Annotated in this window: 19 protein-coding genes, 6 tRNA genes and 1 pseudogene; 8 read left to right on the top strand and 18 right to left on the bottom strand. The window is 62.1% G+C overall.

Going from position 1 to position 20718, the window contains the following annotated elements:
• Nucleotides 1-28: 28 nt before the first annotated feature.
• The 4 genes from PFZ56_RS14720 to PFZ56_RS14705 all read right to left on the bottom strand — a co-directional run bounded on the left by PFZ56_RS14720 (nt 29) and on the right by PFZ56_RS14705 (nt 3195).
• Complete coding sequence (locus PFZ56_RS14720) at nt 29-808, bottom strand: ABC transporter permease (RefSeq protein ID WP_102863930.1); 780 nt, start codon at nt 806-808, stop codon at nt 29-31.
• A complete protein-coding gene (locus PFZ56_RS14715; RefSeq protein WP_102863931.1) occupies nt 805-1737 on the bottom strand; it encodes an ABC transporter ATP-binding protein in 933 nt (310 codons plus the stop codon). The genes PFZ56_RS14720 and PFZ56_RS14715 overlap by 4 nt, the downstream gene beginning before the upstream one ends.
• A gap of 132 nt (nt 1738-1869) precedes the next feature.
• Nucleotides 1870-2493 (bottom strand): glutathione S-transferase family protein, encoded by a 624-nt coding sequence (locus PFZ56_RS14710; protein ID WP_110652138.1) that lies wholly within the window; start codon nt 2491-2493, stop codon nt 1870-1872.
• A 42-nt stretch (nt 2494-2535) separates the two neighbouring features.
• Nucleotides 2536-3195: a transglutaminase family protein gene (locus tag PFZ56_RS14705; RefSeq protein WP_170003437.1), complete on the bottom strand. Its 660-nt coding sequence runs from the start codon at nt 3193-3195 to the stop codon at nt 2536-2538.
• 228 nt (nt 3196-3423) lie between these two features.
• Here PFZ56_RS14705 and PFZ56_RS14700 point away from each other — a divergent pair, with 228 nt between their 5' ends.
• Nucleotides 3424-5871 carry an acyl-CoA dehydrogenase gene (locus tag PFZ56_RS14700; protein ID WP_102878916.1) on the top strand — a complete coding sequence of 816 codons (2448 nt, stop codon included), beginning with the start codon at nt 3424-3426 and terminating at the stop codon, nt 5869-5871.
• An 85-nt stretch (nt 5872-5956) separates the two neighbouring features.
• Entirely contained in the window at nt 5957-6364 is a 408-nt protein-coding gene (locus PFZ56_RS14695; protein WP_016968255.1) for a PA2817 family protein, read from the top strand.
• 161 nt (nt 6365-6525) lie between these two features.
• Here PFZ56_RS14695 and PFZ56_RS14690 read toward each other — a convergent pair whose 3' ends face one another.
• Nucleotides 6526-7479: a LysR family transcriptional regulator gene (locus tag PFZ56_RS14690; RefSeq protein WP_102863935.1), complete on the bottom strand. Its 954-nt coding sequence runs from the start codon at nt 7477-7479 to the stop codon at nt 6526-6528.
• Between the two features lie 89 nt (nt 7480-7568).
• Here PFZ56_RS14690 and PFZ56_RS14685 point away from each other — a divergent pair, with 89 nt between their 5' ends.
• Both PFZ56_RS14685 and PFZ56_RS14680 read left to right on the top strand, forming a co-directional pair.
• Nucleotides 7569-8195, top strand: coding sequence for an alanyl-tRNA editing protein (locus PFZ56_RS14685; RefSeq protein WP_170003439.1), 627 nt, complete (start codon nt 7569-7571; stop codon nt 8193-8195).
• Between the two features lie 43 nt (nt 8196-8238).
• On the top strand, nt 8239-8871 hold the full coding sequence (locus PFZ56_RS14680) for a LysE family translocator (RefSeq protein WP_102863937.1): 633 nt from the start codon (nt 8239-8241) through the stop codon (nt 8869-8871).
• A 124-nt stretch (nt 8872-8995) separates the two neighbouring features.
• Here the strand turns inward: PFZ56_RS14680 and PFZ56_RS14675 are convergent.
• The 6 genes from PFZ56_RS14675 to PFZ56_RS14650 form a co-directional block, all read right to left on the bottom strand.
• A tRNA-Gly gene (locus tag PFZ56_RS14675) sits at nt 8996-9071 on the bottom strand.
• A 3-nt stretch (nt 9072-9074) separates the two neighbouring features.
• A tRNA-Glu gene (locus PFZ56_RS14670) sits at nt 9075-9150 on the bottom strand.
• 104 nt (nt 9151-9254) lie between these two features.
• Nucleotides 9255-9330: transfer RNA gene (locus PFZ56_RS14665), tRNA-Gly, on the bottom strand.
• A 3-nt stretch (nt 9331-9333) separates the two neighbouring features.
• Nucleotides 9334-9409, bottom strand: a tRNA-Glu gene (locus tag PFZ56_RS14660).
• A 104-nt stretch (nt 9410-9513) separates the two neighbouring features.
• A tRNA-Gly gene (locus PFZ56_RS14655) sits at nt 9514-9589 on the bottom strand.
• Nucleotides 9590-9591: 2 nt separating this feature from the next.
• Nucleotides 9592-9667 (bottom strand) — tRNA-Glu (locus PFZ56_RS14650).
• 379 nt (nt 9668-10046) lie between these two features.
• Between PFZ56_RS14650 and PFZ56_RS14645 the strand changes: the two genes are divergently transcribed.
• Complete coding sequence (locus PFZ56_RS14645; protein WP_170001250.1) at nt 10047-10805, top strand: hypothetical protein; 759 nt, start codon at nt 10047-10049, stop codon at nt 10803-10805.
• 69 nt (nt 10806-10874) lie between these two features.
• On the opposite strand, the gene PFZ56_RS14640 is transcribed toward PFZ56_RS14645, so the two are convergent.
• From PFZ56_RS14640 to PFZ56_RS14630, 3 genes and pseudogenes are all read right to left on the bottom strand, one after another.
• Complete coding sequence (locus PFZ56_RS14640) at nt 10875-11579, bottom strand: methyl-accepting chemotaxis protein (protein ID WP_394304652.1); 705 nt, start codon at nt 11577-11579, stop codon at nt 10875-10877.
• 204 nt (nt 11580-11783) lie between these two features.
• Nucleotides 11784-11837, bottom strand: a pseudogene (locus PFZ56_RS14635) (hypothetical protein); the annotation flags it as partial.
• 1205 nt (nt 11838-13042) lie between these two features.
• Nucleotides 13043-13804 carry an SDR family oxidoreductase gene (locus tag PFZ56_RS14630; RefSeq protein WP_110595189.1) on the bottom strand — a complete coding sequence of 254 codons (762 nt, stop codon included), beginning with the start codon at nt 13802-13804 and terminating at the stop codon, nt 13043-13045.
• A gap of 237 nt (nt 13805-14041) precedes the next feature.
• Between PFZ56_RS14630 and PFZ56_RS14625 the strand changes: the two genes are divergently transcribed.
• Complete coding sequence (locus tag PFZ56_RS14625; protein ID WP_110595188.1) at nt 14042-15046, top strand: NADP-dependent oxidoreductase; 1005 nt, start codon at nt 14042-14044, stop codon at nt 15044-15046.
• Between the two features lie 42 nt (nt 15047-15088).
• On the opposite strand, the gene pyrF is transcribed toward PFZ56_RS14625, so the two are convergent.
• The gene (gene pyrF / locus PFZ56_RS14620) at nt 15089-15790 is read right to left on the bottom strand and encodes an orotidine-5'-phosphate decarboxylase (RefSeq protein WP_162884117.1); all 702 of its coding nucleotides are present in this window, start codon (nt 15788-15790) and stop codon (nt 15089-15091) included.
• 316 nt (nt 15791-16106) lie between these two features.
• On the opposite strand from pyrF, the gene PFZ56_RS14615 reads away from it, so the two are divergent.
• Nucleotides 16107-16868, top strand: a complete 762-nt coding sequence (locus PFZ56_RS14615) for a response regulator (RefSeq protein WP_102878909.1) — start codon at nt 16107-16109, stop codon at nt 16866-16868.
• Nucleotides 16868-17917, top strand: a complete 1050-nt coding sequence (locus PFZ56_RS14610) for a HAMP domain-containing sensor histidine kinase (protein WP_102878908.1) — start codon at nt 16868-16870, stop codon at nt 17915-17917. The genes PFZ56_RS14615 and PFZ56_RS14610 overlap by 1 nt, the downstream gene beginning before the upstream one ends.
• A 197-nt stretch (nt 17918-18114) precedes the next feature.
• On the opposite strand, the gene PFZ56_RS14605 is transcribed toward PFZ56_RS14610, so the two are convergent.
• From PFZ56_RS14605 to PFZ56_RS14595, 3 genes are all read right to left on the bottom strand, one after another.
• Entirely contained in the window at nt 18115-19167 is a 1053-nt protein-coding gene (locus PFZ56_RS14605; protein WP_102863944.1) for an AI-2E family transporter, read from the bottom strand.
• A gap of 69 nt (nt 19168-19236) precedes the next feature.
• Nucleotides 19237-20040 (bottom strand): DUF4892 domain-containing protein, encoded by an 804-nt coding sequence (locus tag PFZ56_RS14600; protein WP_170001252.1) that lies wholly within the window; start codon nt 20038-20040, stop codon nt 19237-19239.
• A gap of 8 nt (nt 20041-20048) precedes the next feature.
• Nucleotides 20049-20708 carry a glutathione S-transferase family protein gene (locus PFZ56_RS14595; protein WP_170001253.1) on the bottom strand — a complete coding sequence of 220 codons (660 nt, stop codon included), beginning with the start codon at nt 20706-20708 and terminating at the stop codon, nt 20049-20051.
• Nucleotides 20709-20718 lie beyond the last annotated feature (10 nt).

Genomic DNA, 20718 nt, shown 5'->3' with positions numbered 1-20718 from the left:
GGCCGTTTTCAGTACACCATCACGGCGTTTACTGACGCATGCCGCGGCCGCTGACCAGCAGTCGGGCACAACCGATATAAAGCACCACGGTGGCCACCAGCATGAAGGTGATGGCCACACTGATCTTGATGTCCGAAACCCCGAGAATGCCGAAACGGAAGGCGTTGACCATGTGCAGCACCGGGTTGGCCAGGGACACGGTCTGCCAGAACGGCGGCAGCAGATTGATCGAGTAGAACACTCCGCCCAGGTAGGTCAGGGGCGTCAGCACGAAGGTCGGGATAATCGAGATATCGTCGAAGTTGCGCGCAAACACCGCGTTGATAAAGCCCAGCAGCGAGAAGATGGTTGCCGTCAGCACCACCACCAGCACGGTCACACCCAAGTGATGCACCTGCAGCTTGGTGAAGAACAACGACAACAGGGTCACGATGATTCCCACCATCAAGCCCCGCAGGACCCCACCCAGGGTGTAGCCGATGAGAATGGTGTGGGGCGATACCGGCGACACCATCAATTCCTCGATGGAGCGCTGGAACTTGCTGCCGAAGAAGCTCGACACCACGTTGCCGTAGGAGTTGGTGATCACCGACATCATGATCAGCCCCGGCACGATGTACTCCATGTAGGTGAAACCACCCATGTCGCCGATCTGCCGACCGATCAGATTACCGAAGATGACGAAGTACAGAACCATGGTAATGGCCGGCGGCAGCAGGGTCTGTGGCCAGATCCGGGTAAAGCGTCGGACCTCGCGATAGACAATGGTGTTGAGCGCCACCAGATTGGGTTTCAACTCGGAACTCATACCGCCACCTTCGACAGATTCTTCTCCACCAAGGACACGAACAACTCCTCAAGTCGGTTGGTTTTGTTACGCAGGCTCAAGACCTCGATGTTCTGCAGGGCCAGTTGACCGAACAGCGCCGTAATCCCCACAGCCTTGTCCACCTGGACTTCCAGGGTGTGGCTGTCCACCAGCCGGGTCGGGTAGCCCGCCAGCTGCGGCGCCACACTGAGATCGTGCTTGAGATCGAGAAGGAAGGTTTCCACATGCAACTGGCCCAGCAACTGCCGCATGCTGGTGTTCTCGACGATGGTGCCGTGGTCGATGATGCCGATGTTGCGGCACAGCTGCTCAGCCTCTTCCAGGTAATGGGTGGTGAGGATGATGGTGATGCCTTTCTGATTGAGCTCGGTGAGGAAGCTCCACATCGAACGGCGCAGCTCGATATCGACCCCGGCAGTGGGTTCGTCGAGGATCAGCAGGCGCGGCTCATGCACCAGCGCACGAGCGATCATCAGGCGGCGCTTCATGCCGCCGGACAGGGAGCGCGAAGGCACATCGCGCTTGTCCCAGAGGCCGAGCTGGGTCAGGTACTGCTCGGCCCGCTCCTTGGCGATCTTCGCCGGAATGCCGTAATAGCCGGCCTGAGTGACGACGATGTCGAAGGTCTTCTCGAACTGGTTGAAGTTGAACTCCTGCGGCACCACGCCGATGCAGCGCTTGAGCGCCGCAGGCTCACGATCCAGGTCGTGACCGAAGACATTCACGGTGCCGCTGGTCTTGTTCACCAGGGTCGAAAGAATGCCGATGGTGGTGGATTTACCGGCCCCGTTAGGACCAAGCAGGGCGAAAAAGTCACCTTCGGCGACATCCAGATCGATACCACTCAGGGCCTGGAAACCGTTGCCGTAGGTTTTGGTTAGCTGCCGGATGGACAGAGCGGAACTCATATCGGATTCATGCACCAAGAAGAGGGAATTGTATAAGTGAGGGCAGCCTGGCTGGATTGCAACGACGCCAGGCGCTCGCCATGTTGCGGGTCGAGGCCGCGCAAGTACAGTCACGCGTATCGATAGTGGGTATTAAGTCAACGCGGTCATCACCGCCTGACGATAGGCCGGACGCTGCTTCAAGCGCTGGTACCAGGCCTCAAGATGGGGCATCGAAGGCCGCTCGATGGGCATCTCGAACCAGGCATAGATGAAGCTGCCCAGCGGGATATCGCCCACGCCGATTTCTTCTCCCGACAGATAGGGCTGCCCAGCCAACGCCTGATCGACCCGGGTCAGCAACTCGGCGCAAGTGGCCTTGGCGGCATTGATCTGTTGCCAGTCCTGCTGCGCCTCGGGGGTACGCAACACGCCCCAGAACAACTGCCGGAACGGTTCGGCGAAGGTCGAGGTGGTCCAGTCCATCCACTTCTCGGCACTGGCCCGGGCCTGCACATCGGCCGGATACCAGTGGCTATTGGCGGCATGCCGGGCCGCCAGGTAACGCACGATGCTGTTGGACTCCCAGAGCACGAAGCCATCGTCTTCAATCATTGGGATGCGCCCATTGGGGTTCAGCGCCCGATATTCCGGGGTGTCCACTAGGCCGAAGGCACCGCCGGCATCCAGGGACTCATAGGCCAGCGCCAATTCTTCAGCGCACCACAACGCCTTCCTGACATTCGACGAGTTCTTGCGACCCCAGATCTTCAGCATGACCATCCCTCAGTAATGAATGCCGGGGCAGTCTACGCCTGATCAGCCGCGACTCAAATCGTCGTGCATGTCCCCCAGCGACACAGGGTTCTGCTCATTGAACAGATGGGGGTAGCACTTTTCCAGGTGGCTAAAGAACAGGCTCTGCGGCACATCGGCGAAGCGCCCATGGTCCACCAGGTACTCCATGGATTGGTCACCCTGGCGGTTGAAGGGGTGGAAAACACTGTCCTGCACACCGTCAAAATCCAGCGGCGCCACGTCGAACAACTCGCACAGACTCTGATTGAACGCCGGCGTCGCCTTGACCCAGCGTCCGTGCAGGTACAACTCGGTGTAGCCGTGCATGGCGAACACATCGCTGCGCAGCAACTCCAGCAGACGGGGCGTCGACAGATGATTGCGCACATCCGCCAGACCGATACGCGCCGGAATCCCGCAATGCCTTGCGCAGCCGGCGAGCAAAGTGGCCTTGGGCACGCAATAGCTTTCGCCGCTGGCCAGGGCATGGCTGCCTCGCAAGGTCTCGGGGTCGCGGCTGAAGGAATAGAAGTTGTAGCGCACGGCCTCACGCACGGCGTAGTACAGGCTCACCGCCTGCTGTCGCGGATCACCACTGGCACCGCGATGAGATTCGGCGAACTCCACCACTGCAGGGTGGTCACTATCGATGAAGCGGCTGGGACGCAGGTACTCGTGCATGGGCAAAACCTCCGAGCGAAGCCTGGAGTCTATCGAGGCGTGCGTCCCAGCGATAACGACGTTTCGGCCAAAGGTCAGGGTCGGCTCGATCCAATCGGACCGGGTTTGCCAGCCTTGGCTCGACGACAAAGTCGACCGCTGTACTCGCACCGCACCGATCACCCGCTTTGTCGGAGGCCGACTAAGCTCTGATGGTGATTTGGCCCCTGGTTTCATGGAGGATTGAATATGCTGTTGTTGTGGATACTGGTTCTGCTGGTTGGAGTGGCCTACCTGGCGCACCGCCGCACTGCCCCTCTGCCCGCCCTGGGCGCAGTGGCCGTTTTCCTGCTGGCCATGGGCGCCTTCAGCCGAGCACCCGGCTGGTTGTTGCTGGTTTTCTGGGTAGTGCTGGCGGCCGTCGCCGCGCCTTTGCTGCTGCCGGACCTGCGACGCAAGTACTTCAGCGCACCGCTGTTCGCCTGGTTCCAGAAAGTCCTGCCGCCGATGTCGCAGACCGAGCGCGACGCCATCGACGCCGGCACCGTGTGGTGGGACGGTGAGCTGTTCAGCGGCCGTCCGGACTGGAACACCTTGCTGGCCTACCCCAAGGCCCAGTTGACCGATGAAGAACAAGCCTTTATCGACGGTCCCACCGAGGAACTCTGCGCCATGGTCAGTGACTGGCAGATTGGCCAGCACATGGACCTGCCGCCCGCGGCCTGGACCCATATCAAGGAACATGGCTTCTTTGCCCTGATCATTCCCAAGGAGTACGGCGGCAAGGGTTTTTCCGCCTACGCCCACTCTCAGGTAGCGATGAAGCTGGCGACCCGCAGCGGCGACCTGGCCTCCACGGTCATGGTCCCCAACTCCCTGGGCCCGGCGGAACTGCTGCTGCATTACGGCACCGAAGAACAACGCAACCACTACCTGCCACGCCTGGCTCGTGGTGACGACATCCCCTGCTTCGCCCTCACCGGCCCATTGGCAGGCTCCGACGCAGGAGCCATGCCCGACACCGGCATCATCTGCAAGGGCCAATGGCAAGGCGAGGAAACCCTCGGCCTGCGCCTGAACTGGGAAAAGCGCTACATCACCCTGGGCCCGGTGGCCACCCTGCTGGGGCTGGCCTTCAAGGCCCACGACCCGGATCACCTGCTGGGGGACGAGGAAGACCTGGGCATCAGCCTGGCGCTGATCCCTACCGATACCCCGGGGGTCGAGATCGGCCGCCGCCACCTGCCCCTGGGCGCGGCCTTCATGAACGGCCCGAACTCCGGCAAGGACGTGTTCATTCCCCTGGACTACCTGATCGGCGGCCGGGAAATGCTCGGCAAAGGCTGGATGATGCTGATGAACTGCCTGTCGGTGGGACGCTCGATCTCCCTACCGGCGGTGGGCACCGGCGCCGCCAAGTTCACCAGCCTGGTGACCGGCCAGTACGCCCAGGTACGGGAGCAGTTCAATGTGCCCCTCAGCGCCTTCGAGGGGATTCAGGAGGCCCTGGCCCGCCTCGGCGGCAATGCCTGGCTGATGGACAGCGCGCGCATGCTGACCGCCAACGCCGTGGACCTGGGAGAGAAACCCTCGGTGCTGTCGGCCATTCTCAAGTACCACCTCACTGAGCGCGGACGCGAGTGCATCAGCCACGCCATGGACGTGCACGGTGGCAAGGGCATCATCATGGGGCCCAACAACTACCTGGGCCGCAGTTGGCAGGGCGCGCCGATCTTCATCACCGTGGAAGGCGCCAATATCCTCTCGCGCAACCTGATGATCTTTGGCCAGGGGGCCATCCGCTGCCATCCGTTCGTGCTCAAGGAAATGGCCCTGGCCGGACGCGAGGACCATGACCAGGCCCTGCAGGAATTCGATGCCCTGCTGCTGCAGCACATTGGTTTTGCCGTGAGCAACGCCGCCAGCACCCTGGTGCTGAACCTGGGCCTGGGCCACTTCGAACAAACCCCAGGAGACAAGCTCAGCCAAGGCTACTTCCGCGCCCTGAACCGCCAGGCTGCGGCCTTCGCCCTGCTGGCCGACGTGTCCATGATGCTGCTGGGGGGCGAGCTCAAGCGCCGCGAGCGCCTGTCGGCGCGCCTGGGCGACGTGCTCAGCCACCTGTACCTGGCCTCGGCGGCGCTCAAGCGCTATCACGATCTGGATTCACCGGAGTACCTGCGGCCCCTGCTGGCCTGGGCCCTGGAAGAAAGCCTTGGCCACTCCGAACGTGCCCTGGACGAGTTGCTCGGCAACTTCCCCAGCCGAGTGTTCGGCTGCCTGCTACGGGTATTGGTGTTCCCCTTCGGCCGTCGCCATACCGGGCCGTCGGACCGCCTGGATGCCGAAGTGGCGGCGATCATTGGCCGCGCCCAGGGCGACCCGGCCCTGGAAGCGGTGCTCGCCGGCTGCTATCGCCCGCAATCCACGGACGATCCGGTAGGCGCCCTGCAGCACGCCTGCGACCTGCTGAGCGCGACCCATCCGCTGCAGAAAAAACTCCACGAAGCGCTGAAAAGCGGCCAGGTCAAACCGGCAGCGGGCGAGTCGCCCATCGATGCGGCCCTGGACGCCGGCGTGCTGCAAGCGGCCGAAGCCCAGAGCCTGCGGGACGCCGAAGCGGCGCGACGCAAAGTCATCGATGTGGATGATTTCGCCAAGGAGGAACTGACCTTGAGCGAGGGCAAGACCCGCTAAACGGGCCCCTTGGGACAGGTCGATTATGAAACCGGGCGCGAGGGCTATATACTCCCGCGCCCGTTTTGCTCTTGAGGACCCTGTCATGTCCAACGTCGTCGCCGATCATCTCGTCCTCCTGGACCACCTGCGCAGCATCCTGGTGGCGGTGGGAGAAGCCGAACAGGTTCCCGAAGAAAGCCATGCGCTGTTCCTGGAGCGCTTCGATGAACTGCGCGCCTCGCTGCCGATCGACCCGATCGAAAGCCAGTACCTGGGCCAGGACCTGCTGTGCCAGATCATGCAGCGCTATCCGCAGATCGCTCATCTGGTGCCTCGCGACCTGCTGTGGTTCTTCGCCGGTGACTGCCTGCACTACATGCCCGATGAAGAAATCGACCTGTACCAGGCCCTGGAAGAACGCCGTTTCGAAGCCGAGCAGAACGACGAGCCCTTCGACTGGAACCAGGAAAAACAGCTGCTGGCGCTCTCCGCCCAGGACAGCAAGCACTGATTGCCGCGCCTCGCGCAGCCAAGGCCCGCCCGGCTTTTCCGGCGGGCCTTTTTTATGCCCGCCTTATCGCGTCGTCCTCGTAGGAGCCGGCTTGCCGGCGAAGAGGCCCTTGGGTTTTTGCATCGCCCTCAAAGGCATCTTCGCTGGCAAGCCGACAGTTTCTACAAGATGCGTTCGGCTTTGCCGGGGCGGTTCAAGGTCGGCTCCCGAGCCAGGCACTCCACCAGATAGTCGATGAAGACCCGCAGCTTGGGCGGCAGGTAGCGGGTTGGCGAATGCAGGAGCCAGGCACCGCCGTGATAGGACGCAAGAAAGGTCCACTCCGGCAACACCTGGACAATCAGCCCCTGTTCCAGAGCATGCCGCGCGGTGAAATACGGCAGGCTGCCAATGCCCAGATGCTGCAGCACCGCATCCAGGCGCACCCCTGTGTGGTTGGCGGCATAACGCCCGCGCACACCGACAGTCACCGCCTTGCCGCCTTGAGTGAACTTCCACCGCGCATCGCTGGGGGTTTCGCCAAGATAGATGCAACTGTGCTGGCGCAGGTCCTGAGGATGCTGCGGCGTGCCCTGCTGCGCCAGGTACTGCGGGGTGGCACACAGCAGGTGATCAATGCGCAACAACTGACGACCAATCAAACCTGGCGGCGGGCGATCGGTGATGCGAATCGCCAGGTCGACATTGTCTTCAATCAGGTCGATATCCCTGTCTTCATGCAGCAGTTCGACATCCACCTTCGGGTAGCGCCGAAGAAACTCCGGCATATGGGGATGCACCACGAAGCGCCCCACTGCCTTGGGCACACTGACCCGCACCACGCCCTCAGCCTCATGAGTGAACTGACCGCTGATCTCCATGACCGAACGGGCCGCACTGACCATCTCGCTGCAGCGCTTGAAAACCTCTTCGCCGCCGTCGCTCAAGCGCAACTTGCGGGTGGTGCGTTGCAGCAGGCGCGTGGCCAGGGCCTTCTCCAGCCGCGAGATGCTGCGGCTTACCGCCGACGGCGAGGAACCCAGCTGACGCGCTGCTTCGGAAAAGCTGCCGGTTTCTACGACCCTGACGAAGATGGCCATTTCTGCCAGTAAAGGCAGGGGGAGATTTATGCTCATGACGCAATAGTCCATTGAGTTTTGAACGGATTATCACGCAATTACCCAAGCCTCATAATAAAAAAACACTTGGTTCCAGGGTTTGAGAAATGACGCTTCGCCTGTACTTCGAACACGACCTGCTGACTGCCCCGGTAGAACTGCTGACCTGCGTGCCCCGGGACGATCTGTTCGCCGCAACCTTGCACGCCACGCCCTTTCATCCCCAGGGTGGCGGCCAACCCAGCGACACGGGCTGGATTGGCGAGGCCCGCGTGCTGCGAGTCACTCAGGAAGGCGAGCAGATCGTGCATTACCTGACCCAGCCGCTGACGCCGGGAAGCCATGAAGCTCGCGTCGATGAAGAGCAGCGCCTGTTCAACAGCCGCATGCATTCCGCCGGACACTTGATTGGCCACTTCGTACAGAGCCTGGGCTGGATACCGATCAAGGCTCATCACTGGCCGAACGAGGGACGGGTGTCGTTCAAGCCCGGCGAACAGCCTCAGGCAATCGACTGCGCCCGGGTGCAGAACGCCCTCGCACAATGGATCAGCGAGGATTTTCCCCGGCATATTTCCCTGGCCGCCGGATCGCGCCAGATCAGCTTCGGCCAGTTGCCCGCCTACGGTTGCGGCGGCACTCACGTCCAGCACCTGCAACAGCTGGGACGGGTGCTCATCGACTCGGTCGCGGAGAAAAAAGGCACCCTTTCAGTCAGCTACAGCCTCGGCTGAGCCACCCACGCTTTTACCCACCTTCCTGCCTTGCGGAGTCCGCATGCTGTCCAATTATCTTGGGGAATTTCTTGCCCTGGCCGTCGTTCACTTTCTTGCCGTGGTCGCCCCGGGCCCGGACTTTGCCGTCACCATTCGCCAGAGCGTGCGCTTTGGCCGAATGACCGGTGTCTGTACCGCCCTGGGAATCGGCGCCGGCATTTCAGTGCATGTGCTCTACACCCTGCTGGGGGTCGGCGCACTGATGCACGCTACACCCTGGCTGCTGAGCGCCGCCAAGCTGCTGGGCGCGGCCTACATTCTGTACCTGGGCGTCAGCCTGTTGCGCAGCAAGGCCAAGACCAGCATCCCAGGCGACACGGCGCCGGATGAGCCGCAGCAGACGTTGCTGCGGGCCTTTATCACCGGTTTCCTGACCAACGCCACCAACCCCAAGGCGACCCTGTTTTTCCTGGCGATCTTCACCACCCTGGTCAGCGCCACCACGCCGTTGAGCATTCAGGCGCTGTATGGCGCCTGGATGTGCCTGGTGAACGCGCTGTGGTTCGTCATCGTCGCGCTGTTCTTTTCCAGCACCCGGGTCCGCCTGCTGTTCATGCGCCTGGGCCACTGGTTCGAGCGCTGCATGGGGCTGATCCTGCTGCTGTTCGCCGGACGCCTGCTGCTGTCGCTGTAAGCGACCCACGACAAAGGCCCGCACAGTCGTCTGACTGGCGGACCTTTTTTTGTCCATGGCAGGACGAAGCGTTGAATCGCAGACAAACAAAAACGCCGCTCAGTGAGCGGCGTTTTTGTGAAATTGGAGCGGGAAACGAGACTCGAACTCGCGACCCCGACCTTGGCAAGGTCGTGCTCTACCAACTGAGCTATTCCCGCAAATGGCGTCCCCTAGGGGACTCGAACCCCTGTTACCGCCGTGAAAGGGCGGTGTCCTAGGCCACTAGACGAAGGGGACACGCTACCCGGAACACATGGTGTGTGTTTCGGTGTCCAGACCCGCATCCGAAGACTTGGTTCTGGTTTCACTCGACCCCGCCCGAAAGCAGTGCCGTTTAAAATTGGAGCGGGAAACGAGACTCGAACTCGCGACCCCGACCTTGGCAAGGTCGTGCTCTACCAACTGAGCTATTCCCGCAAATGGCGTCCCCTAGGGGACTCGAACCCCTGTTACCGCCGTGAAAGGGCGGTGTCCTAGGCCACTAGACGAAGGGGACACGCTACCCGGAACACATGGTGTGTGTTTCGGTGTCCAGATCCGCATCCGAAGACTTGGCTCTGGTTTCACTCGACCCCGCCCGAAAGCAGTGCCGTTTAAAATTGGAGCGGGAAACGAGACTCGAACTCGCGACCCCGACCTTGGCAAGGTCGTGCTCTACCAACTGAGCTATTCCCGCATTGGCGTCCCCTAGGGGACTCGAACCCCTGTTACCGCCGTGAAAGGGCGGTGTCCTAGGCCACTAGACGAAGGGGACACGCTACAACATTCACTACCTTCAACGTTTCGCGCTTTGCTTTCCGTTGAAAGTGGCGCGCATTCTATGGATGCTTTGGGAGGCCGTCAACCCCCAGATATAATTTTATTTAAATCAATGACTTCGGAGTGGTTTTAGGCTCACTTCGGGCTTTTCTGCCGTCCGCGCTTTGACGCCTATATTCTGGCACTCGACAAGACGCTATAGTCCCCCGCAGCCGGTGATGGCAATTTGAACCTGGGGCTCACCCTGGTGGTTCTATACCTATATAAGCAGCACAACTCATGCCCGGCTCGTCGAGCGGCGCTATGCGTCTAAATGCCAAGCCACTACACTCGCACGCGAATCCTATAACGAGGTTTTAACGGTGACACCACTCATGATCACCCTGCTGGTAATAGCCGGGATCGCACTATTGATCGCCATTGGCTACATGAACCATGTGGTGGAAAACAACAAACTGGAAAAGGCCCGCACCAAAGTCGAACTCAATGATCGCCTGCGTCGCTGCGGCGAGATCACCGAAACCTTCCCTGGCCAGTTCATGTCACCGGCCCTCAAGCTGCTGCTGACACGCCTGGAACTCAACGTTGTGCAGCGCATGCTCAACCTCGACAAGGCAGATAGCGCTCTCAAGGCGCGTCTGGCCGAACTCAATACCTTGGTGGGACAGGGCGAATCGATTCCGGTGAACAATCCACCGTCGCCGATCCAGACCGAAGCCAAGGCCAAGGATGTTCGCTTCCTGCTGGAGGCCATGCACGGCCAGGTCACCCGTGCCGCCCACGATGGCTTCCTGCAACCCAATGAAGCCAAGCGCTGGATCAAGGAGATCCGCCATATCCTGGTGTTGCTGCATATCGAGTTCTTCAACAACCTGGGGCAATACGCCCTGCAACAGAACCAGCCGGGCCAGGCCCGCCTGGCCTTCGAACGCGGCGTGCAATACCTGCGCAAGCAACCGGACCCGGCGGTCTACAAGGAACAGCTGGAATACCTGGATAAGCTCCTGGCCCGTGCCAACGCCATGGTGCTGTCGACCCTGGAGCCCGCGCCAGACGAGGACAACGAGCTGACCCAAGGCCTGAAGACCGTGGAAGCCGACGCCGACTGGAAGAAGAAAGCCATCTACGACTGATATGAAAAACCCCTGCCTGGCGCATCCAGCGCCAGGCAGGGGTTCGATGCAACAGCGCCCTCTTCGCCGCTACAAGCGGAAATGCCCCACCATCCCCTTCAACTCCACACCCAACTGCGCCAGCTCGATGCTCGACGCAGCATTGCCTTGCATGGCCAGGGAAGACTGGTCGGCACTGGCACGAATGCTGGTGACACTGCGATTGATCTCTTCAGCCACCGAACTCTGCTGTTCGGCGGCAGCGGCAATCTGCTGGTTCATCTGCTGAATCAACGACACCGCCGCGGCAATACTGCCCAGGGCACTTTCAGTCTGCAGGGCATCGCTAACCGCCAGCTTCACCAGCTCGCCGCTGCTCTGGATCTGCTGCACGGAAGAGTCGGCAGCCGCATGCAATGCCGTCACCAGACGCGCGATCTCCTCGGTGGACTGCTGGGTACGTTTGGCCAAGGCCCGCACTTCATCGGCCACCACCGCAAAGCCCCTGCCCTGCTCCCCCGCCCTTGCCGCCTCGATGGCGGCATTGAGGGCCAGCAGGTTGGTTTGCTCGGCAACGCTCTTGATGACATCCAGCACGCTGCCGATGTTGTCGATCTCTGCGCTCAGGCTCTCGATGCCGCTGCTGGCCCGGGTCGCAGAATCCGCCAACTGCTCGATGCGCTGCATGCTCTGGCGCACGACCTGCTGGCCACTCTCCACCTTGTCATCCGCCGCCTGGGCGGCCTGGGCCGCTTGCTCGGCATTGCGCGCCACATCGTGCACCGTGGCGGTCATCTGATTCATCGCGGTGGCCACCTGTTCGGTTTCTTCCTTCTGGGTACTGACTTCAAGGTTGGTCTGCTCGGTCACCGAGGACAGTGACTGGGCCGAACTGGCCAGTTGCTCGATCCCGGCCTGCAGGCCACTGACGATACCGCTCAGGCCACTGCCCATCTGCTGCATCGCCTGCATCAACTGGCCGATCTCGTCACGCCGGGTGACCACCACCGTGGCGCTCAGGTCCCCCGCCGCGATCTGCTGGGCCACATGCATCACGCTGCGTAGCGGACGAACGATCAGGCGAGTGATGCTCAAGGCCGCCAGCAGCCCCACCAGCAATGCCAAGGCCGAGGAGCCGATGATCAGCAGGGTGTTTTTCTCCAGCTCCCCCTGCATCGACAGATCTTCAGCGGCATAAGCCTGGTCGACCCGTGCCATCACCTGGGCGGCGCGCTCATGCAACGTCTGATAGACCTGCTTCTCCTGAGCCAACAGGCCGGTGTATTCGTTGAGTTTTTCGCTGAAGTTGCCGATGTGCCCAGCGACCTCGTTGAGCACCGTCTGGTAGCCCCCATCCTTGACTGCGCTCTTCAACTGCTCGGCTTGAGCCAGGGCCTGCTCGGCCTGCTCGATATTGCCCTGCTCGGCACTGCCTTGCTCATCCCCCTTGCGATTCTGGTCCAGGCGCACCCGAGCTTCGTTCATGGCTTGCAGCATCAGGCGCGAAACCTGGCTGATCTGATTGGCCTGTTCGATGAACTCCGCGCCCTCCTTGCCCTGGGAATCCTTGAGCGTATAGGCGCCGTCATCCGCCAGACCGGCCTGCAGCACGTCAAGGTTGTTGGCCACACTGGACACCGACCAACTGGCCATTTCCAGGGCCAGGTCCTTGGCCTGGGTCAGCTCGACGAATTCATCGAAGGCCTTGCGGTAGTCCGCCAGCGCCAGTTCGACCTCCCCCATCACTGACTGGTTGGCGGTCGACTGCCCCTTGAGCTGCTGGGCCAGGAGCAACAGTGCATCCAGGCTTTCATGCAGGCTGTCCACCGTCTTGCTGTCGCCGTGCAAGGCATAGTCCTGTTCCAGCAGTCGCACCTTGAGCACGCCACTGTTGAGCTGGGACATCTGCTTGAGGCCATCGAAACGCTGGCTGACGGTTTGCAGGGACCAAACGCCGATGCCGGCCACCAGGGCCGTCAAGAGCAACACCAGGGCAAAACCGATACCCAGTTTCTTTGCCATGCCCAGGTTGGCAAAACGTCCACTCGCGGCCGAAGTCATGGTGCGCAGTCCCCTTCCAATCCCCAATGGCAATAAGGCCATTTTGTCTTTGCGAAGGGTCGCAACGGCGTGTACCGGCGCACAAGTCTCTGACGTCGGAATAATGGCAAAAAGCTACGCCGAGGTCGTTTTCAGGACACTGGAGGTCGATTCCATCGGGCCCCGGCGGGCTGTTGCGCCAAGGCCCGAGCCTGCAGTCAGATGGCCGTGGCGCCGCCGTCGACGGTCAAGGCGTGTCCCGTGGTGAAAGCGGCGCCATCACTGCACAGATAGAGCACCGCACTGGCAATCTCCTCGACTTTGCCGATACGCCCCACCGGGTGCATCGCCGCGGCAAATTCGGCCTTCTTCGGGTCAGCCTCATAGGCACGGCGGAACATGTCGGTATCGATCACTGCCGGGCAGACGGCATTCACCCGAATCTTCTTTTTGGCGTACTCGATGGCCGCAGACTTGGTCAGGCCGATCACGGCATGCTTGGACGCCGCATAGATGCTCATCTTCGGAGCGGCGCCCAGGCCAGCCACCGAAGCGGTGTTGACGATCGCGCCACCGCCCTGGGCAAGCAGCAGCGGCAGCTGGTACTTCATGCACAACCAGACCCCTTTGACGTTGACCCCCATGATGGCGTCGAACTCATCCAGGGAGCCTTCCGCCAACCGCCCCTTCTCGATCTCGATCCCGGCATTGTTGAAGGCATAGTCCAGACGGCCATAAGCCTCAACCGTCCGAGCCATGAGGTTCTGCACATCCGCCTCCCGGGTGACGTTGCAGGGTACGAACAGCGCCTCGCCTCCAGCCGCCCGGATAAGCGCCACCGTCTCTTCGCCTCCGAGCACATCCAGATCCGCCACCACCACTTTCAAACCTTCTGCGGCGAACGCCTGGGCAGTCGCCCGGCCGATACCGTTGGCCGCGCCGGTCACCAGGGCCACCTGGCCGGAAAACGTCATGCTCATTGCAAAGATCCTCGATCAAGTACGGGTCAGCTACCCAATCCAATCTAGCCACAGCAGGCCATGGTCGCGTCAGCACTATCAAAAGGCCGGTTGAGGTCTTATGCCTGCTGGTGATGAACGCCCCCCTCTCTACATCACCACACTGGATTGGCTCCCATTCGCTGGACTGGCAAACCTTGCGACAACGTCCTTGAGGGTCTATCAACTAGAGCTTCATTCACCCCTTGAGTGCCTGTCATGACCACCCTGACCAATCGCCAGTTCCTGCTTGCCAAACGTCCCGTCGGGGCAGCCACCCGCGAGACCTTTACCTACCAGCAGGTCGCCGTCGGCGAACCGGCAGCGGGGCAGATTCTGGTGAAGAACCAATACCTGTCCCTGGACCCGGCGATGCGCGGCTGGATGAATGAAGGCAAGTCCTATATCCCTCCGGTGGCGATTGGCGAGGTCATGCGCGCCCTTGGGGTGGGCCAGGTGATTGCCTCGAACAACCCGGGATTCGCAGTCGGCGACTACGTCAATGGTGCCCTGGGTGTGCAGGACTATTTCCTGGGCGAGCCTCGCGGCTTCTACAAGGTCGACCCCAAGCTGGCCCCTCTGCCGCGCTACCTTTCAGCCCTGGGCATGACCGGCATGACGGCCTATTTCGCCCTGCTGGATGTCGGCGCGCCCAAGGCCGGTGACACCGTGGTGCTGTCCGGTGCGGCAGGCGCGGTGGGCAGCATCGCCGGGCAGATCGCCAAGATCAAAGGCTGCCGGGTGGTGGGCATCGCCGGCGGCCAGGACAAGTGCAAGTTCCTCATCGACGAACTGGGTTTTGACGGCGCCATCGACTACAAGAGCGAAGACGTGCACGCCGGGCTCAAGCGTGAGTGCCCCAAAGGCGTCGATGTGTATTTCGACAACGTCGGCGGCGACATTCTCGATGCCGTGCTCAGCCGCCTGAACCTCAAAGCCCGGGTGGTGATCTGTGGCGCCATCAGCCAGTACAACAACAAGGAAGCGGTCAAGGGACCGGCCAACTACCTGTCGCTGCTGGTCAACCGTGCGCGCATGGAGGGGTTCGTGGTGATGGACTACGCCTCGCAGTTCGCCGCCGCCGGACAGGAAATGGCCGGCTGGATGGCCAAGGGGCAGCTCAAGAGCAAGGAGGATATTGTCGAAGGACTGGAGACCTTTCCGGAAACGCTGACCAAGCTGTTCAGCGGCGAGAACTTCGGCAAGCTGGTACTGAAGGTCTGACCTGCAGGAGCCGGCAAGCCGGCTCCTGCAAGAGGAGGCGTGTTACAGGGCCAGTTCGGCCACTACGTCGGCCAGGGCCTTGGCCGGATCGGCCGCCTGGCTGATGGGACGACCAATCACCAGGTAATCGGAGCCTGCGTCCAGAGCCTGACGCGGGGTGAGAATCCGCCGCTGGTCGTCCTGGGCGCTGCCCGCCGGACGAATCCCCGGGGTCACCAGTTGCAGGGTCGGATGGGCGCTCTTCAGTGCCTGGGCTTCCAGGGCCGAGCACACCAGGCCGTCCATGCCGGCCTTCTGCGCCAGGGCGGCCAGGCGCAGTACCTGCTCCTGGGGCTCGATATCCAAGCCGATACCGGCCAGGTCTTCACGCTCCATGCTGGTGAGCACGGTGACGCCGATCAACAGCGGTTTGGGACCTGTGCGCTGATCCAGCACCTCGCGGCAGGCAGCCATCATGCGCAGGCCGCCGGAGCAATGCACGTTGACCATCCACACGCCCATTTCCGCAGCAGCCTTGACCGCCATGGCGGTGGTGTTGGGAATGTCGTGGAACTTCAGGTCCAGGAACACTTCGAAACCCTTGTCACGCAAGGTCCCGACAATCTCGGCGGCACAGCTGGTGAACAGTTCCTTGCCGACTTTGACCCGGCACAGTTTCGGGTCCAGTTGATCGGCCAGTTTCAGTGCGGCGTCACGGGTGGGGAAATCCAGGGCGACGATGATAGGAGTCTGGCAGGCGGACATGAAGGGGCTCTCAGGCAAGTCGAAATCGGCGCGGATTGTAGCGCAAGCCGTGGCGCTCCGGGACCCGATGAAAGGTAAAACATCCTCAACGGTGGTCGCGAATGCCGATCCGGCCGACAAATCCCCCGGGAGGCGCGGACTTTGTATCAAGCCGGATACACTGACGACACGTCAGCAACAATCCCCGACGCTACCCTCCCCAGCCGCAATACCCTCGAACAGCACTTCCAGCCCCCGGGCCGGACGCCTATGCTGAAGCCACAACCCCGCCGTCACCTTCTAGTGGCGGCAAGCCTACCTGGCAGATGAACGCCCCATGCACAACACTCCAGCCCCTCTCAACGACTCCAAAGCAGCAGTCAATGCCGATGACAAGCGCTGGAACACCCGGGCCCTGATCGTCGACGACGACGTACCGATCCGCGAACTGCTGATCGACTACCTGGCGCGCTTCAACATCCATGCTAGTGGCGTCACCGACGGAACAGCAATGCGCCAGGCCCTGCAGGCCGAACACTTTGACGTGGTGGTACTGGATCTGATGCTGCCCGGGGAGGACGGCCTGTCCCTGTGCCGCTGGCTGCGCACCGAATCGGATATTCCGATCCTCATGCTCACCGCCCGCTGCGAACCCACCGACCGCATCATCGGCCTGGAACTGGGTGCCGACGACTACATGGCCAAGCCCTTCGAACCCCGAGAGCTGGTGGCGCGAATCCAGACCATCCTGCGCCGGGTCCGTGATGATCGCAGCGAACAGCGAGCCAATATCCGCTTCGACAGCTGGCGCCTGAACAGCGTCCTGCGCCAACTGATCTCGGCCGATGGGCTGGTGGTGCCGCTGTCCAATGCCGAGTTCCGCCTGCTGTGGGTATTCATCGAGCGCCCGCGCCGGGTGTTGAGCCGCGAACAACTGCTGGACGCCGCCCGCGGACGCTCCATCGAAGCCTTTGATCGCAGCATCGACCTGCTGGTCTCGCGTCTGCGGCAGAAGCTCGGGGATGATCCGAAATCGCCGCAGTTGATCAAGACCGTGCGCGGAGAGGGCTACCTGTTCGACGCCCGAGATATCGGCTGATGCGTGGGCGTTTCGATACGCTGTTCGGCCGCCTGTTCGGCGTCCTGCTGATCGCGATCGTACTCGCCCACCTGCTGGCGTTCTTCTGGTTTCACCATTACGGACCACCGCCCCCACCGCCGCCGCCCCATTCGGCGACGTTCAACAATGGCCAGCCTCCAGTTCAGCCACCGCATTTCCCGAGACGCCCGCCACGGCCCTGGTTCGGTGGCCCGCTGGTGCCCCTGACTTTCCAGTTCATTTCCTTGATCATCGCCGCCTGGTACGGCGCCAAGCTGCTATCGCGCCCCATCCAGCGCCTCAGCGATGCCGCGGAACGCCTGAGTGAAAATCTCGACAGCCCGCCCCTGGAAGAAGTCGGCCCCCGGGAAGCGCGACAAGCGGCCAGCGCCTTCAACCAGATGCAAAAACGCATACAGGAACAGGTTCAGCAGCGGGGGCGCATGCTCGGCGCCGTGTCCCATGACCTGCGCACGCCACTGTCACGCCTCAAGCTGCGCCTGGAACAGATCGAGGACAGCAAGCTGCAAGGGCAAATGCGCCAGGACCTGGACGACATGATCAAGATGCTCGATGCCACCCTCAGCTATCTGCATGAACAGCGCACCAGCGAGGCGGCGCAGTGGATGGATGTGCAGGCGCTGGTGGAGTCGCTGTGCGAGAACGCCCAGGACCAGGGCGCCGACGTCCAGGCCCAAGGCCATTGCGCGCCCCTGCTGGTGCAGCCGATGGCCCTGCAGTCCTGCCTCAACAACCTGCTGGACAACGCCTTGCGCTATGCCGGGCAGGCCACCCTGACCCTGGAAGACAACCGTGAGCAGCTGCTGATCCGGGTCATCGATCATGGGCCGGGGATTGCCGCCGACAAGCGTGAGGCCGTGTTCGAGCCCTTCTTCCGCCTCGAAGGCTCACGCAACCGCAACTCCGGCGGCGTTGGCCTGGGCATGACCATTGCCCGCGAGGCGGCGGAGCGCATGGGTGGGCAATTGCTGCTGGACGAAACCCCGGGCGGCGGCCTGACTGCAGTGTTGCACCTGCCCCGCCCCTGAGCGCCTTGTGTAGCGACGGGGACAAAACTCAAATACCCAGGACAGCGACGCCCAGAGCCAGCAGGCCAACATCGCCGAAGCCCTGGGCAAGATGATCGCCAACCTCAGCAAGCAGTATCAGTTGAACCCCGGCAGCAGCGTCAACGTCGCCGTTTGTTGGCTCCTTGCCGCTCCCTCGGGGAGCGGCAATCCGCACGTCAGCGCGGTTCCTGGGCCCGGGCCTGGCTGGCACTCCAGTCCAGCAGCAGGCTGTAGGCCACCGCCAGCAGGGTCGGCCCGATAAACAGGCCGATAAAGCCAAAGGCGATCAGGCCGCCGAACACGCCCAGCAGCACGATCACCAGGGGCAGATTGCCACCGCGACTGATCAGATACGGCTTGAGCACGTTGTCGACGCCGCTGATGATGAAGGTGCCCCAGATTCCCAGGAACACCGCCATGCCGTATTCGCCCTTCCAGGCCAGCCAGGCCGTGGCCGGAATCCATACCAGGGGCGGTCCCATGGGAATCAGGCTGAGCAGGAAGGTGACGATACCCAGCACCAGCGCCCCGGGAACGCCGGCAATCAGGAATCCGATCAGCGCCAGCACGCCTTGGGCCGCTGCGGTACCTATGACTCCGTTGACCACCCGTTGCACCGTGCCGGCCACCAGTTCGATGTAATACCCGGCCCGGTCACCGATCAGGCGTTCCAGCAGCTTGTGCACGAACAGCGCCAGGCGCGGACCGTCGCGGTAGAAGAAAAACACGAAGACAATACTCAGGGTCAGCTCAAGAATGCCCCCGCCTATCTGCGCACTGCGGGCCAGCAACCAGTTGCCGACCTGCCCCAGGTACGGCTTGACCGCCAGCATCAGGGCCGCGCCCTGCTGGTCGATGCTGTCCCACAACGCCACCAAGCGCTCTCCGACCAATGGCAAGCCACCGAGCCAGGCGGGAGCCTCGGGCAGCCCGTCCACCTGCACGTCCTTGATAAAGGCCGTGGCATCGCGCACATGGTCCGCCAGATTGAGGCCCAGCCAGACCAGGGGCGCCGCCACCAGGACCATCCAGCCCAGGGTCAGCAGCGCTGCGGCCAGAGATTCGCGGCCATTGAGCCAACGGGTCAGCAATCGCATCAGAGGCCAGCTGGCAAAGGCCAGCACCGCGCCCCAGAACAGCGCCGACCAGAAAGGCGCCATCACCCAGAAGCTGGCACCGAACAACACCAGGAGCAGGATCTGCACCAGCAGGCGATCGTTATTGGGCATGAAATGTCTCGCGCAAGAAGAATCAGAGAAGAGTAGGCGAACCCGCGAATGCGGGCCGCCTGAAACAGCTTAACGCAGCCGTTCGACGTGCAAGCCGGTCACTTCGGTGTTGCCGGTCTCCATGCGCGTGGCCAGCACGCCCTGGCTGATCAGGGCCTGGCGCCAGGCTTCAGCCTGCTTGCCGGACAGGCTGATCCGCATCGTGGTGTCCAGATTCAAGCCACGAGAGAGCAGATTGAGCCAGACGGGCTGGGGGTCCGCGAGTTTTGGCAGATCCAGTTTTCCCGTGTCCTTCAGCTGCCGTAGCAAGGTCGCCGAGGTGGGTAGCAGGTCGCCCAGAGGCGCTGCAGCATCAAACTGTTCCACATGGAGGTAGGCCCGGCGATTACCCCGGGTGATGCTATACAAGGCCACCAGGGTGTTCTCCTGGGGCTCCGCCAGGCGCAACAGCAGATAGGCCTGCTGCTCATCGGCGCCGTACAGCTTGGCGTTGCCGAACACTTGATTGGCCCACAGGCTGCTCTCGCCGCAATCCCTGGCCTGGCACCAGAACAACAGCTCGGCCCCCTGCTTCTGCAGGGCCTCCCGGGCCAGGGTGAAGGCCTCGTTGGAGGTGCGCTCGGCGGGTAATTGGTAGGTAATGGCGGTGAGTTTGCCCCTGGCATTGACCTGTCCGTCAAAACGCAGCTGGCCGCTGATCCTGCGGACCGACCCCAAGGGGTAGACGCGCTCCTGCTCCACTTCGGGGCGGTAGTCGACGATTTGTGCGTCGGTCAGACGGGGAACCAAAGGCAGGTCATGACTGCCCGGCAGATCGGCGGCAAGCGCCAGCGAGCTTAACAAGGCCAAGCTCAAAACACTGATTGAACGCATGAACACTCTCATCGGATAAGCATGGCCTGGGCGCCTTTGACGACGCTGGCGTCATCATTGCGCTGCGGAACCTGCAAGCCGCGCTGGACCGCAGGCCGGGCCTCCAGGGCCACCATCCAGCGTTGCAGGGCCGGCAATCCCTGTACCGAGACACCGGACCATTCATGACCGCGCACCCAGGGGAAGGTGGCGATATCGGCAATGCTGTAGTCCCCGGCCAGGTATTCGACCTGCTGCAGACGAGTATCGAGCACCTCGTACAGGCGCCGGGTTTCATGCTGGTAGCGGTCGATGGCGCCCTGGAGCTTTTCCGGGAAATAACGGAAGAATACGTTGGCCTGGCCCTGCATGGGCCCCACCCCGCCCATCTGGAACATCAGCCATTGCATGACGATGGAGCGGCCCTTGGGGTCGGCGGGCAGCAACTGGCCACTGCGCTCGGCCAGGTACACCAGGATCGCGCCAGATTCGAACACGGGGAAATCACCATTGTCGCGATCGACGATGGCCGGAATACGTCCATTGGGATTGATCTTCAAAAACGCTGGCGCCTTTTGCTCCCGCTTGTCGAAACTCAGGGCGTGCACGGTATAGGGCAGGCCGAGCTCTTCGAGCAGGATGGAAACCTTGTGGCCATTGGGGGTCGCAGCGGTGTACAGATCTATCATGGTTGTCTCC

The sequence above is a fragment of the Pseudomonas danubii genome (assembly GCF_042980055.1).
In the GTDB taxonomy this organism is placed as follows: domain Bacteria; phylum Pseudomonadota; class Gammaproteobacteria; order Pseudomonadales; family Pseudomonadaceae; genus Aquipseudomonas; species Aquipseudomonas danubii.
The sequence above is the reverse complement of the archived record's forward strand: the minus strand, read 5'-3'. Positions and strand labels throughout refer to the sequence as shown.

Bases quoted from the DNA above. Each gene is read 5' to 3' on its own strand.
- PFZ56_RS14720 (WP_102863930.1), bottom strand. From the start codon at position 808: ATGAGTTCCGAGTTGAAACCCAATCTGGTGGCGCTCAACACCATTGTC.
- PFZ56_RS14715 (WP_102863931.1), bottom strand. From the start codon at position 1,737: ATGAGTTCCGCTCTGTCCATCCGGCAGCTAACCAAAACCTACGGCAAC.
- PFZ56_RS14710 (WP_110652138.1), bottom strand. From the start codon at position 2,493: ATGCTGAAGATCTGGGGTCGCAAGAACTCGTCGAATGTCAGGAAGGCG.
- PFZ56_RS14705 (WP_170003437.1), bottom strand. From the start codon at position 3,195: ATGCACGAGTACCTGCGTCCCAGCCGCTTCATCGATAGTGACCACCCT.
- PFZ56_RS14700 (WP_102878916.1), top strand. From the start codon at position 3,424: ATGCTGTTGTTGTGGATACTGGTTCTGCTGGTTGGAGTGGCCTACCTG.
- PFZ56_RS14695 (WP_016968255.1), top strand. From the start codon at position 5,957: ATGTCCAACGTCGTCGCCGATCATCTCGTCCTCCTGGACCACCTGCGC.
- PFZ56_RS14690 (WP_102863935.1), bottom strand. From the start codon at position 7,479: ATGAGCATAAATCTCCCCCTGCCTTTACTGGCAGAAATGGCCATCTTC.
- PFZ56_RS14685 (WP_170003439.1), top strand. From the start codon at position 7,569: ATGACGCTTCGCCTGTACTTCGAACACGACCTGCTGACTGCCCCGGTA.
- PFZ56_RS14680 (WP_102863937.1), top strand. From the start codon at position 8,239: ATGCTGTCCAATTATCTTGGGGAATTTCTTGCCCTGGCCGTCGTTCAC.
- PFZ56_RS14645 (WP_170001250.1), top strand. From the start codon at position 10,047: ATGATCACCCTGCTGGTAATAGCCGGGATCGCACTATTGATCGCCATT.
- PFZ56_RS14640 (WP_394304652.1), bottom strand. From the start codon at position 11,579: ATGACCGCCACGGTGCACGATGTGGCGCGCAATGCCGAGCAAGCGGCC.
- PFZ56_RS14630 (WP_110595189.1), bottom strand. From the start codon at position 13,804: ATGAGCATGACGTTTTCCGGCCAGGTGGCCCTGGTGACCGGCGCGGCC.
- PFZ56_RS14625 (WP_110595188.1), top strand. From the start codon at position 14,042: ATGACCACCCTGACCAATCGCCAGTTCCTGCTTGCCAAACGTCCCGTC.
- pyrF (WP_162884117.1), bottom strand. From the start codon at position 15,790: ATGTCCGCCTGCCAGACTCCTATCATCGTCGCCCTGGATTTCCCCACC.
- PFZ56_RS14615 (WP_102878909.1), top strand. From the start codon at position 16,107: ATGCACAACACTCCAGCCCCTCTCAACGACTCCAAAGCAGCAGTCAAT.
- PFZ56_RS14610 (WP_102878908.1), top strand. From the start codon at position 16,868: ATGCGTGGGCGTTTCGATACGCTGTTCGGCCGCCTGTTCGGCGTCCTG.
- PFZ56_RS14605 (WP_102863944.1), bottom strand. From the start codon at position 19,167: ATGCCCAATAACGATCGCCTGCTGGTGCAGATCCTGCTCCTGGTGTTG.
- PFZ56_RS14600 (WP_170001252.1), bottom strand. From the start codon at position 20,040: ATGCGTTCAATCAGTGTTTTGAGCTTGGCCTTGTTAAGCTCGCTGGCG.
- PFZ56_RS14595 (WP_170001253.1), bottom strand. From the start codon at position 20,708: ATGATAGATCTGTACACCGCTGCGACCCCCAATGGCCACAAGGTTTCC.